Source organism: Bacillus sp. JUb11, from assembly GCF_024807925.1.
Taxonomy (GTDB): Bacteria; Bacillota; Bacilli; order Bacillales; family Bacillaceae; genus Bacillus; species Bacillus altitudinis.
The window spans coordinates 224,502-236,966 of sequence record NZ_JANUEZ010000004.1 but is presented as its reverse complement, the minus strand read 5'-3'; the positions used below and the strand labels follow the sequence as shown (position 1 = coordinate 236,966).

Below are 12,465 nucleotides of genomic sequence, written 5' to 3'. Positions count from 1 at the left end.
GATTTGGGCATACTGTCAACATGGAAAGGAGTGCATGTGATGAACGGAGAATACGTGATTTTACCAAAGGATGGATTTGGCTTTCGGTTAGGAAAAGGACAATGTATGCGAGTGGTTGATGTCGAAGGGCAGCAAGTAGCAGACGTGATGGCCTATCATGAAAAGGATTTTTATGAAAAATTTGATCAAGGCGCTACAATGGATAGCCTGTTCTCTTCCAAGGTGAAAAAGGGAGATCAGCTTTATTCTAATTTATATAAACCAATGTTTACGGTCATTGAAGATACAGTCGAATGTCATGATTTATATATGCCTGCGTGCCGGCAAGAAATGTATCAGCTCTTATACGGCAGGACGCACCTAGAGGTCATGCATACATGCTACGATAATCTCAGAACGGCTTTTGAGCCATTCGGGATTCCAAAGGAGGATATGTATTATCCTTTTAATGCGTTTATGAATACAGTCATTGATGAGAAAGGAAAACTGTCTGTCGAGCTACCAAAATCGCTCCCTGGTGATTACATTCGTCTGCGTGCAGAAATGGACCTCATCGTCGCAGTGTCTGCATGTCCTGCCGACATTGGAAAATGCAATGGCTCAAGCTGTACATCCATTCGGGTGGAGATTGATTGAAAAGGAAAGACCAGTCAAAACGGCTTGGTCTATTTCGTTTGTGAATGTTTGATCATTTATGAAAAAGGGGAACGTCTAAAAAATATCTTTTTTCAAAACATGATATAATAAAGTGGCTAAAATCGTAGGTAAATCAATTGAAATGGAAGTAAAACCTGTTCTCTTCATGTAGAGGATGCTTAGGAGGAAAAGTGTATGAGTTTGCAGAAAAAAATCAGCCAAGAGTTGCATGTGCAGCCCTCAATTGACCCAAAGCAGGAGATCGAAAAACGGGTTGGATTTCTAAAGGCTTACTTGAAAAAGACCGGTGCAAAAGGATTCGTTCTCGGTATTAGCGGCGGACAGGATTCAACGCTTGCCGGCCGTCTCGCTCAGCTCGCTGTAAGTGAGCTTCGTCAAGAAGGAAAAGAGGATGCTGTCTTTATTGCAGTCCGTCTACCGCATGGCACGCAGCAAGATGAAGACGATGCGCAGCTGGCTCTATCATTTATTCAGCCGGACAAGTCTTGGAAATATGATATCGCACCTGCCGTGACGGCATTCAGTGAACAATATCAAAAGGAAACAGGCGGTGCGCTGTCTGATTTTAATAAAGGGAACGTCAAAGCACGCATGAGAATGATCGCACAGTATGCCGTCGGTGGACAGGAAGGCTTACTTGTCATTGGAACGGATCATGCAGCTGAAGCTGTGACGGGCTTTTTCACGAAGTATGGTGATGGCGGTGCAGATGTTCTCCCGCTCACAGGTCTGACGAAACGCCAAGGACGGTTGTTGCTAGAGACTCTTCAGGCGCCGGAGCGATTATACTTAAAGAAACCGACAGCCGATCTGCTAGATGACAAGCCTCAGCAAACGGATGAAACAGAACTTGGTATTACGTACAATGAAATTGATGATTACTTAGAAGGAAAACCAGTTTCAGATCAAGCAGCAGAAGCGATTGAAAAACGCTATGTTCAATCAGAACATAAACGTCAAGTACCCGCTTCTATGTTTGATGACTGGTGGAAATAAAATAAGTGACCTCTCCAGTAGATGGAGAGGTTTTTTTATGTCAAATTTCAGCTGAATTTGACAGAATGAATCGAAAATGGTTCATTAATTAGTAGAACGATCTACATAAGTCTGTTTGACTAAATAAAGGGTAAATTGAAGAAGAAGTGGTGAAATAATTAGTTCGATTCACTTAATTTCTCATCAAAAGACAGTATTTTCAGAAAAAATGATTGACGATAAAAACGAATGCGCTTACAATGAAAACACATTCCAAAAAGTGAAATTGAATTCCACTAGACGGAATAAAGGAGTCGTTCATCTCCAAATAAGTGGCTAAAGGAATGATTCACACAATGAAAAATCGAAGTGCACTGGAAATATACAAAGAAGGAGGCGCTTGGTGGGAGACTGAGATTAGTCATATTCAAAAAAATTCAATTGAACTTCGGGGCTATCCAATTGAAGAGCTTATTGGTGAATTGTCGTATCCGCAGATGCTTTATCTACTGCTTGTTGGTGAATTACTAGATGATTCGAAGGCAGCTCTTTTTGAAAGTGTTCTTGTCGCAGGTGCGGATCATGGGCCAAGAGCACCGTCTATTGCAGCGGCAAGAATGGCGGTTACGTGCGGCATTTCGTTTAATTCTTCTGTTGCAACAGGGGTGAATCTATTAGGTGATATTCATGGCGGAGCTGGTGAAAAGGCGATGCGTATGTTATACGAAGCCAAAGCGGTTTATGATGCACAAAAAGATATGAAGTATGCTGCAAAGCAAGTATGTCAGACATGGTTAGCTCGCAAGGAAAAAATTCCGGGAATCGGTCATCAGCTGCATGATGATGATCCTAGAGTGAGACGGCTGTATGAGCTGAGTCAAACATATGTGCAGCAAGGTGATATCAGCGGAACGTACTTACGGTTAGCTGAGGCGATTAGACATGAACTTGAACAATTAAAAGGGAAAAAAATCACGATGAACATAGATGGTGTATCTGCTGCGATCCAATGTGAATTAAACATTCCAGCTGAAGCGGCAAAAGGCATCTTTTCCTTATCCAGAGGAATGGGCATCGTGGCGCATGCATATGAAGAGCTGACAAAAGGTGCCCTAGTGAAAGGTCCTTGTCCGAATGAAGAAAGACTTGTTCGTTATGCGGGGGTCGGGACGCGTCACTTGAAGGAGGGTGAGAGAATTTGAGTGAATTGAAAGCGTTGTCATATATAAACGGCGAATGGCTGGATGCAAACCATGTCAAAGAAGACATTATCAATCCATACTCTGGGGAAATGATCGGTACATCCTATCTTGCATCCTCAGAAGATATAGAACAGGCGCTTTCTATTGCGCAGCAAGCTAAAAAACAATTAGCGGCAATATCAGCATTAGAACGCTCAACGCTTCTAACAAAGGCAGCTGTCTTATTGGAAGAACAAAAAGAGCATTTTGCAAAACTCATTTCTTTAGAATTAGGCAAACCGCTTAAAAATACAAGAGATGAAGTCTCACGATCAATTGAAACGCTGGCGCAGTCAGCCGAAGAAGCCAATCGACTAATCGGTGAGACCATTCCTGGCAATGTATCTTCCCGTGGACAGAGAGCAATGGCGATGACATTTAAAGTACCGGTTGGGGTTGTGCTGGCGATTACGCCTTTTAATGCGCCTCTTAACTTAATTTGTCACAAAATCGGTCCAGCTTTTGCGGCAGGGAATGCCATTATTTTAAAACCAGCACCGCAAACATCAGCTGTTGCCACAGCGTTTGTTAAGCTCCTGCTTGAAGCAGGGTTTCCAGAAAAGAGCCTGCAGCTTGTGATTGGAGGAGTAGACGCCGGCAGACAGTTAGTCACTGATGAAAGAACCAATCTTGTTTCTTTTACTGGCGGTGCGGTGGGCGGAGAACATATTTCAAACTCTGCTGGATTAAAAAAGGTACTGCTGGAACTCGGAGGAAATGGAGCGACGATTGTTCATCATGATGCAGATATCGAGCAAGCCGCATCTCTTTGTGCCAAAACGGGCTTTAGCAACTCTGGTCAAAGCTGTATTTCTGTTCAAAGAATTTATGTTCACAAGCAAATTATGTCGTCATTTACTGAGACACTTAAACAAAAAGTAGAGCAGCTCGTCGTTGGAGATCCGCTGTCTAGTGAAAGTGATATCGGCTGTATGGTTGATGAACAGGCAGCAAAACGTGTGGAGGCTTGGATACAAGAGGCAGAGAAAATGGGTGCCGAGCTTCTATCTGGAGGACAACGAAATGGCGCAAGCATTACACCGGCTATTTTGCTAAACCCGCCAAAACAAGCCAAGGTCGTCTGTGAAGAAGTGTTCGGTCCAGTTGTCAGCATTCTCCCATATGAGGAGCTGGATGAGGCAATCAAAGAAGCAAACGATAGTCGATATGGTTTGCAGGCAGGTGTCTTTACGAATCAGCTAGATGTTGCGTTACACGCAGCAAAAGAGCTTGAAACTGGCGGCGTAGTCATCAATGGGACATCGAATTTCAGACTAGATCACTGGCCATATGGCGGGATTAAACGAAGCGGTATTGGAAGGGAAGGCCCACGTTTCGCCATCGAGGAGATGACCGAAACCAAAATGGTTGTGCTGCCAAATGGGCTATAAAGGGGGCAGATGGTTGTGAATGTCTTTCAGCAAAAGGTAAAGAGTGCGCAGACAGGCGGTCAGCCGATGATTTGTACGCCGCTCATTGGACAAACAAAGGAAGAATTGTTTCTTGAAGTTGAGGTGTTAGCTGAGAAGAAGCCTGATGTGATAGAGTGGCGAGCGGATTTTTTCAATCACCTCAATGACAAGGAACAAGTCATCGACACCCTAAAAGGGATGATCGAAAAGGCAGATAACATCCCATTTTTATTCACCATTCGTTCTGAAAAAGAGGGCGGCGAACGCATCTCACTCTCAGAGGGTGAAAAGGTTTCCCTGCTTGTCGAGCTTTGTGCCACTCAGCTTGTGGCTGCCGTTGATTTTGAATTAATGCATGATGTCTCGCATATCCAGCAAGTCAGTCAGGCGGCTAAGAGAAACGGGGTCATCTTGATTGTGTCGTACCACGATTTCCATCGTACCCCCGCGGCGGATCGGCTTGTGGAGCTATTCACCCATGCAGAATCGGTTGGCGCCGATATCGCAAAGATCGCCGTCATGCCGCATTCCTATGAGGATGCATTGACACTGCTTTCTGCGACGGGCAAGGCGAACAAGTATCTGTCCATCCCCGTTATTTCGATGGCGATGGGGGAATATGGCGCCTTCACAAGAATGGTAGGTGGACTCTTTGGGTCTATCATGACCTTTGCTGTAGGGAAAGAAAGCTCAGCACCTGGACAAGTTGCGATACAGGATTTGAATACCGTTCTATCGATTGTGTTTTCAAAGAATCAGTGAGTAGCAGATTCATAGCTGCACCGTGAGAGGAGAGAAACATGAAGAAGAATATATCTACACAGGTCATTCAGTATTTAGAAAATCGAGGAGTTGAGCATATCTTCGGTCTGTGCGGTCATACGAATATTGCTTTTTTATCAGCGCTAGAAAAAAGCCGTATTCAATTTGTGAATGTCAGACATGAACAGATAGCGGCGCATGCAGCAGACGGTTATGCACGAGCGAAAAAACAGACGGCTGTTGTGCTCAGTCACTTAGGTCCTGGACTCACCAATGCGGCAACAGGCGTAGCGAATGCCGCACTCGATTCCATTCCAATGGTTGTCATTGCAGGAGATGTTCCAAGTCATTACTACGGAAAGCACCCACACCAAGAAATCAATCTTCATTCCGATGCTTCTCAATACGAAATTTATCGCCCGTTTGTGAAAAGAGCATGGCGAGTTGACATTCCAGAATTATTTCCAGAAATTCTATCAAAAGCGTTTCAGTTAGCTGAAAGCGGCCGCCCTGGGCCAGTCCTGATTTCAGTTCCGATGGATGTGTTCTCAAAAGACTTAGATGTGTCGTTATTTGAACAAATCGCTCATCATACACACACCGTTGAAAAACCATCTATTGATGATCAAACAGCGAATCGGATATTAGATCGATTGCTGCAGGCAGACAAACCGCTTTTATATGTAGGGGGAGGCATTTTACTAGCCGATGCAGCAGAAGAGTTAAAGGCATTTTCTGACCATTTGAGTATCCCTGTTGCCCATTCTTTGATGGGGAAAGGGGCGATGCCAGATGATCATCCAATGACCCTTGGCATGACAGGGTTTTGGGGGACGAAATTTATCAATGATCAGTGTAAAGCAGCGGACTATATATTGGCTTTAGGCACCCGTTTTGCTGAAGCAGATGCGAGTTCGTGGGAATCGGAGTATACGTTCAATTTCCAATCAACCAAGCTCATTCATATTGACATTGATCCGAATGAAATTGGCCGAAATTATCCTGCGGAAATTGGAGCGGTAGCAGATCTCAAGCAGGCGTTGACCGTACTCAATCGTGTGGCGAAAGAAAGGCTGCCAGAAGGTCTGGATCGCCCTCAATTGAAAAAGGACATTGCGGTATATCGTGAGGAATTTCAGAAGAGCAATTTGACGAATATTCAAGACGAGTCTTTCCCGATGAAACCACAACGTATTTTGCAGGAGGTGCGGGAAGTATTGCCGCCTGATGCCTTCATTACAACCGATGTTGGCTGGAATAAAAATGGGGTCGGACAGCAATTTCCTGTATTCACCCCAGGCACTATTTTAACCCCAGGTGGTTTTGCGACGATGGGATTTGGCGCTCCTGCTGCACTTGGAGCAAAGATTGCCCAGCCTGACCGTGTCGTTGTATCACTTGTCGGGGACGGCGGATTCGGTCAAAATCCATCTGTTCTCGCAACAGCTATGGAAGAAAACATTCCTGTCGTGTGGATTGTGATGAACAACAGTGCGTTTGGAACGATCGCCGGCTTGCAAATGGCACATTATGAAACGACATACGGCACTGTTTTTAGAAAAGATGGAGAAAGCTATTCGCCTGATTTTGCAGCCATTGCAAGAGGTTATGGGATGAAGGGGATCAAAATTACGGCGGCTTCTGAATTCAAAGAAGCTTTGGCTGAAGCGATCGCTTCTCAGGAACCATGTGTCATTGATGTAGCGATGAAAAATGATCCTGTGCCTACTGATGGACATTGGAACATTAATGATATTTATTCACCAAATACAAAACGTTCACATGTCAGTGTGAACTAAACATGACTAGGGAGGAATCAACAATGAAAATTAAAGTATTAAATCCATTTCAAGACGGTCATCCATTATGGTTAGGTTTAGATCATCCAGAAGAGAACATGATTCGGAAGGTGTTTCAAACGATCACACCAGATACCGTTGGATCAGAGCATATGATGGCAGGTCTCACTATTTTTGAGCCGGGAGAAGCAAGCTCGGTGCACAATCACCCGGGTTCAGAGGAATTTGATTATGTGATTAAAGGGTCTGGCGAAGTCATTTGCGATGGAGAAAGACAATCATTTAAACAAAATGACTTTATGTTTATTCCAGACGGTGTCTCGCATCAGCATGTGAACACAGGGGATGAACCTTTATGGCTGATTTGGCTCTATACACCGCAAGGGCAGCTTCCGAAGGACTAAAGAAACCTTGCACGAGAGAAAGAAGAAAAGGGGCTAAAATAGAAAGCATTTTAGCCCTTTATCAATTGAACGAAAGGGAGTCAAGCAATGAATAAGAATACACCGCTTGAAGGAATCAAAATATTAGATGTTTCTACGATGATTGCTGCACCATATGGCGCGGTGCTTCTAGGGGATTTCGGTGCAGAGGTCATTAAAGTCGAGATTCCTGGAAAAGGTGATACACTGCGGCATGTTGGCCCTTTTGCAGATGGTGAACCTTTGAGATGGTCAGGGCTTTCAAGGAATAAGAAATCTCTTACACTCGATCTACACAAAGAAGAAGCAAAAGACATTTTTAAAAAGCTTGCAGCGCAGGTTGATGTGATCATTGAAAATTTTCGTCCGGGAACACTTGAAAAATGGGACGTTGGGTACGATGTATTAAAAGAAATCAACCCTCGTTTAATTATGATTCGAGTTTCGGGTTATGGGCAAACCGGTCCATTTAAGGACAAGGCGGGGTTTGGTACACCTGCGACGGCGTTTAGCGGCTTTACATATATTCAAGGGTTTCCAGATCGGCATCCAGTCAGCCCGTCCTTTTCCCTTACGGATTATATCGCAGGAATCTATGTGGCGTTTGCCACTGTGACAGCGATGTATTACCGTGACACACATCCAGAAGGAACAGGGCAAATGGTGGATTTGGCTCTCTATGAATCTGTGTTCCGCATGTTAGAATTTTTGGTTGCTGAATATGACAAGCTAGGGAAGGTGCGTGAACGTTCACCAGGGTTAAGCGGTCATTCAAGCCCTGCCGGCACCTATGAGACAAAGGACGGGCATTATTTGGTTCTTGTGACGAGTACAGATTCGACCTTTAATCGATTGGCAGAGGCGATGAATCGCTTAGATTTACTAGAGAACGAGAAATTCTCTGTGAATGCAGCCAGGCTGAAGCATAACGATGAAATGGATGCGATCGTCTCGCAGTGGATTGCGTCCAAAACAAGAGATGACGTCCTAGACATTCTAGATACACATGGTGTGCCTGTGAGTCCGATTCTAAGCATTCGGGATATCTTTGAGCATCCGCAATTTAAAGCACGAGAAAATATTGTCGAGGTGCATCATCCACGTCTTGGAAAAGTGAAGGTGCCTGGAATCATTCCGAAGTTTGAAAAAACCCCCGGTCGTATTCGCCATATTGCGCCTGATTTAGGTGAACATAATTATGACATTTTAACGAATATGCTTGGCTTCACAGAAGAAGAGTGTAAACAGTTAGAAGAAAAAGGGGTCATTTAAGACACTCAACCGATCCGCACGCTGCGGAAACAAAGGAGGATGGTTATGAAAGTGCATTCAGAACTGAAGGGGAACGACTTGCGGCCTGCTTATGCGAAACCAACAAAAGCTCGTTTCGGCATCTTGATTCTGTTGTTTTTTATTACCGCTATTAACTATATTGATCGAGCCAGTGTATCCATTGTTGCACCTGCGATTCAGTCTTCATTGCAATTAAACCCTGCCTTATTAGGCCTCATCTTTTCAGCATTTAGCTGGACCTATACAGCCATGCAGATCCCTGGCGGCTTTATTCTTGATAAGTTTGGATCAAAGGTAACGTATGGAATATCACTCATTACTTGGTCTATTTTCACCGGTTTACAGGCGTTTGCGAACAGCTTTGCCTTCTTATTTGGCTGCCGTTTGTTTATCGGAATTACAGAATCTCCCGCATTTCCTGCGAATAATCGCATTGTGACCACATGGTTTCCAAGGCGGGAACGCGCATTTGCAACAGGGGTTTATACCGCTGGAGAGTATGTGGGGCTTGCATTTGCGACACCTCTTCTTTTTTGGATTATGACAACTTTCGATTGGAGAACCGTCTTTATCACTGCTGGTGCGCTCGGTATTATATTTGCTTTCTTTTGGTACAAGTATTATCACGAACCGAAAGAGCATCCAAAGATCAATGAAGATGAGCTAGAATTGATCCGTCAAGGCGAAGGACTGACAGTGGCATCACAGGAGAAACTGAAATGGGCAGACTTTGCCGCACTTTTAAAATATCGTAAATTGATTGGACTCTATATTGGTCAATTTTCTGTTGCGTCTACCCTCTTTTTCTTTTTAACATGGTTTCCGACCTATTTAGCAGAGGCGAAAAATATGGCCTTTCTCAAAATGGGTTTTGCGGCATCCCTGCCATATATCGCTGCATTCTTTGGGGTACTGTTTGGAGGCTATGTGTCTGACTGGCTGCTTAAAAAGGGTGTATCGGTCAATGTAGCGAGAAAGCTGCCGGTTGTGGTCGGTCTGCTTCTGACAAGTACCATTGTTTTAGCGAATTTTACAACGAATATCCCGCTTGTGCTGACTATTTTATCCATCGCATCCTTTGCGCAAGGACTGTCTAATATCTCCTGGACCATGTTGTCTGAGGTGGCACCAAGAGAAATGGTCGGGCTGGCTGGCGGCGTATTCAACTTTTTTGCTAACTTATCCGGCATCATCACCCCGCTGATCATCGGATTCATTGTATCGGCGACAGGCTCTTACAACGGCGGTATTTTATTCGTCAGCCTAGTGGCATTAGGCGGAGCGTTGTCGTATATCTTTATTGTAGGTAAGATTGAACGGATTCAATTAAAATAATAGAGAGTAAGAAAAAGAGAACTCATTGGGTTCTCTTTCAGCGTGTAGACAAACCCTCGCATTCGGTGTCAGTCCTGCGTGCCGGTGCTCACGAATGTCAAATTCGCTCCGCGCCGGTACTCGTCCTTCCTAGGGCTGCAAAGGTTTTCTATCACACTGAAAAAAAGACAAAGGGCTAAAATCAAGTTCATTTTAGCCCTTTGTCAACAATCTTAAAAGAGAACTCATTGGGTTCTCTTTTTCTATGAATAAAAGATGACGGTGATGATCGTTGCACATGCGATACCCATGCTGATATAAAAACCAGCAAACCAGATATTCCATCGAGTGATTCGGTAAGGGTTGACCTTCATCAAATCGGCTAATAGGGAGACAGATACATTATATGGGCTAAACATGACCGTTGAGGTTCCAGCGATAATGAGCATGATTGCGATGGGAAGGGCAGGCAAGTCATGAATGACAGGTGCCATCAAGCTCACTAAGAGAGCAAGCGAAACGAGCGGGTGAAAACCGCAAAGAGCGGTGATGAGAAAATACAGCCCGATAACCCCATAAACCCAAATGGCATGATCTGATATACTGACGATAAATGCTTGAATCGGCTGCAGGCTGTTTGTGACAAGCAGCATATCGACAAAGAAGCCCGCGCTTAAAAATAGACACATATAATTGGAGAGCTGGCGGGTCCGTTCTTTCCAATGGGGAATAGAGACGGCTACATATTGTTTTCGTTTTTTGATGATAGACGAGAATAATAGAGCGAAAGGAATAATCGTCAGCACAACAGCGAACAGATAACCTTTCCCAATCCAGGCGTCAACAAGCGAAACGACTGTCATAAAACTGAGCAGCATGAAAGCAAGCTGAATGGTTTTTCTCTTGATGCGATGAGGGTTGGAGTGAGCTTCTGCCGGCTGGATGATATGCGGCAATCGTTTGCTTTGACGAGAAAACAGCAACCAATCCGTCAACAGCACAAGCACCATTAAACAAAAGGTAACGGGTGCAATCTGATAATATTTCAATTTGGTTGCATCGATCGTGACACTCACCAGTACTTCGACAGGACTCCAGCTAAGACATAGCGCATATGACCTTAAAAGATTGCGCGTATAAAGGTGCTGTTTGACTTGTTCCTGAAGGGCGTTCAGCGACGGTTTCAAGGATGTATATAATAAGGGAATCGTTGCGATATTTAAAAACATGCCAAGAACATGAGTGACAAATGAACTCTTGCGATAAAGCTGATTTGTACTCGTTGTATGTAAGGTAAGCAGTTTATTTAATTGAGTATCGAAATGTCCAACATGTATGAGAGAATGAATAAATGGCAACATGAAAAATAAAGAGAGCAAGCCTAGCATGGAATGAAAATGAAGAAAAAGCGTATGCAAAGGCTGTTCTGACCAGAAAAATAACACCAATCCAATCAAGAGAAACATAGCACCCGTTTTCAAATAAAGCCCATTGGCCTTCTTAAAGGAAATGGTGAGCGAAGCAGCCGCCAGCAGACCAACCAAATAGGAGAGAATGGGAGCAGGGAATAGTTGATGAACGATGTATAAGCTAATAAGAAGTGTGAAAATGAGCAGGTAGATCATGATATCTCCTCCATCAAAACATCTATCGGTTTTATTCCGTACAGTGGAATTTGTTTTCTTTTAATGGAACATTTAAAATGGATTATAGCAAAATTGGTTAATCATGTCGATAAGAAATCAAAGGGGAAAAGGAGAAAGTGAACATGGCTGATAAAAAGTCAAAAGAAGAATCAGGATTGCGTACCGTTCAGCGCGCTTTGGATATTCTTTCTTGCTTTAGCGAAGAACGTCAAGAGCTGACGCTAACGGACATTTCAAAAGAGATGAACTTAGCAATGTCTACCACAACGAGACTGCTCAAGGCACTTGAAATGAATCATTTTGTGGAAAAGAACCAAGAGACGATGAAGTACCGGCTCGGTCAAAGACTTTATCTTCTCGGTTATATTGCTGGGAAGTCCATCAAATTGAGGGAACTGGCAAAACCGCTCATGTACACACTTCGTGATGAAACGAAGGAAACCGTCAACCTGTATGTGCTCGATCACAAAAGCAGGGTATGTATTGAACAAGCCGAAGGGCTGCAATCGATTCGGCATCTTGTGAAAATCGGTGAGAAGCTGCCGTTATACGCTGGTGCTGGTGGAAAGGTGCTGCTTGCTTTCCAAAGCGAAGAGTTTCAACAGCAAGTTTTCGCGTCTGAGGCTGATCACATGACGATGGAGGAATGGCAAAAAGAATGTCGTCATATTCTTGAAACGCATACCGCTTGCAGTATTGATGAACGGGAAGTCGGATCGGCGGCAGTGGCGGCACCGATCTTTAACATTCATGGGGAGGTGCAGGCATGTTTATCCATCTCTGGACCGACCCAACGATTTACTGAAGATGTCATCCCTCAACTGCAGCAAAAAGTGAAAGAGCATGCCGAGAAGCTCTCCGAACAACTCGGTTACGTCGTCAAACACAATTTTTAAGAATGCCTATCTTTTCTCAGTCCATTTATCATATAATAGAAACATTAT

The 12,465-nt window shown here is 44.0% G+C and carries 11 protein-coding genes; 10 read left to right on the top strand and 1 reads right to left on the bottom strand.

From position 1 onward, the window contains the following. Nucleotides 1-39: 39 nt before the first annotated feature. From M2369_RS09395 to M2369_RS09355, 9 genes are all read left to right on the top strand, one after another. Nucleotides 40-636: a DUF1989 domain-containing protein gene (locus tag M2369_RS09395; protein WP_024718981.1), complete on the top strand. Its 597-nt coding sequence runs from the start codon at nt 40-42 to the stop codon at nt 634-636. A gap of 195 nt (nt 637-831) precedes the next feature. After that, nucleotides 832-1,653 carry an ammonia-dependent NAD(+) synthetase gene (nadE, locus tag M2369_RS09390; protein ID WP_007498287.1) on the top strand — a complete coding sequence of 274 codons (822 nt, stop codon included), beginning with the start codon at nt 832-834 and terminating at the stop codon, nt 1,651-1,653. Nucleotides 1,654-1,976: 323 nt separating this feature from the next. Next, entirely contained in the window at nt 1,977-2,834 is an 858-nt protein-coding gene (locus M2369_RS09385; protein WP_110487701.1) for a citryl-CoA lyase, read from the top strand. After that, on the top strand, nt 2,831-4,264 hold the full coding sequence (locus M2369_RS09380) for an aldehyde dehydrogenase family protein (protein WP_110487702.1): 1,434 nt from the start codon (nt 2,831-2,833) through the stop codon (nt 4,262-4,264). The genes M2369_RS09385 and M2369_RS09380 overlap by 4 nt, the downstream gene beginning before the upstream one ends. Nucleotides 4,265-4,273: 9 nt before the next feature. Next, nucleotides 4,274-5,047: a type I 3-dehydroquinate dehydratase gene (aroD, locus tag M2369_RS09375; RefSeq protein WP_259254064.1), complete on the top strand. Its 774-nt coding sequence runs from the start codon at nt 4,274-4,276 to the stop codon at nt 5,045-5,047. Nucleotides 5,048-5,085: 38 nt separating this feature from the next. Beyond that, nucleotides 5,086-6,846 (top strand): thiamine pyrophosphate-binding protein, encoded by a 1,761-nt coding sequence (locus tag M2369_RS09370; protein ID WP_110487704.1) that lies wholly within the window; start codon nt 5,086-5,088, stop codon nt 6,844-6,846. A 23-nt stretch (nt 6,847-6,869) separates the two neighbouring features. Further along, complete coding sequence (locus M2369_RS09365) at nt 6,870-7,250, top strand: cupin domain-containing protein (protein WP_024718975.1); 381 nt, start codon at nt 6,870-6,872, stop codon at nt 7,248-7,250. A gap of 87 nt (nt 7,251-7,337) precedes the next feature. Beyond that, nucleotides 7,338-8,540: a CaiB/BaiF CoA transferase family protein gene (locus M2369_RS09360; RefSeq protein ID WP_045034609.1), complete on the top strand. Its 1,203-nt coding sequence runs from the start codon at nt 7,338-7,340 to the stop codon at nt 8,538-8,540. A 45-nt stretch (nt 8,541-8,585) separates the two neighbouring features. Continuing rightward, the gene (locus M2369_RS09355; protein ID WP_259254063.1) at nt 8,586-9,896 is read left to right on the top strand and encodes an MFS transporter; all 1,311 of its coding nucleotides are present in this window, start codon (nt 8,586-8,588) and stop codon (nt 9,894-9,896) included. Between the two features lie 242 nt (nt 9,897-10,138). On the opposite strand, the gene M2369_RS09350 is transcribed toward M2369_RS09355, so the two are convergent. Further along, nucleotides 10,139-11,500: a hypothetical protein gene (locus M2369_RS09350; protein WP_259254062.1), complete on the bottom strand. Its 1,362-nt coding sequence runs from the start codon at nt 11,498-11,500 to the stop codon at nt 10,139-10,141. Between the two features lie 143 nt (nt 11,501-11,643). Between M2369_RS09350 and M2369_RS09345 the strand changes: the two genes are divergently transcribed. Next, nucleotides 11,644-12,417 (top strand): IclR family transcriptional regulator, encoded by a 774-nt coding sequence (locus M2369_RS09345; RefSeq protein WP_017366579.1) that lies wholly within the window; start codon nt 11,644-11,646, stop codon nt 12,415-12,417. Nucleotides 12,418-12,465: the final 48 nt, after the last annotated feature.

Bases quoted from the DNA above. Each gene is read 5' to 3' on its own strand.
- M2369_RS09395 (WP_024718981.1), top strand. From the start codon at position 40: ATGAACGGAGAATACGTGATTTTACCAAAGGATGGATTTGGCTTTCGG.
- nadE (WP_007498287.1), top strand. From the start codon at position 832: ATGAGTTTGCAGAAAAAAATCAGCCAAGAGTTGCATGTGCAGCCCTCA.
- M2369_RS09385 (WP_110487701.1), top strand. From the start codon at position 1,977: ATGATTCACACAATGAAAAATCGAAGTGCACTGGAAATATACAAAGAA.
- aroD (WP_259254064.1), top strand. From the start codon at position 4,274: ATGGTTGTGAATGTCTTTCAGCAAAAGGTAAAGAGTGCGCAGACAGGC.
- M2369_RS09370 (WP_110487704.1), top strand. From the start codon at position 5,086: ATGAAGAAGAATATATCTACACAGGTCATTCAGTATTTAGAAAATCGA.
- M2369_RS09365 (WP_024718975.1), top strand. From the start codon at position 6,870: ATGAAAATTAAAGTATTAAATCCATTTCAAGACGGTCATCCATTATGG.
- M2369_RS09360 (WP_045034609.1), top strand. From the start codon at position 7,338: ATGAATAAGAATACACCGCTTGAAGGAATCAAAATATTAGATGTTTCT.
- M2369_RS09355 (WP_259254063.1), top strand. From the start codon at position 8,586: ATGAAAGTGCATTCAGAACTGAAGGGGAACGACTTGCGGCCTGCTTAT.
- M2369_RS09350 (WP_259254062.1), bottom strand. From the start codon at position 11,500: ATGATCTACCTGCTCATTTTCACACTTCTTATTAGCTTATACATCGTT.
- M2369_RS09345 (WP_017366579.1), top strand. From the start codon at position 11,644: ATGGCTGATAAAAAGTCAAAAGAAGAATCAGGATTGCGTACCGTTCAG.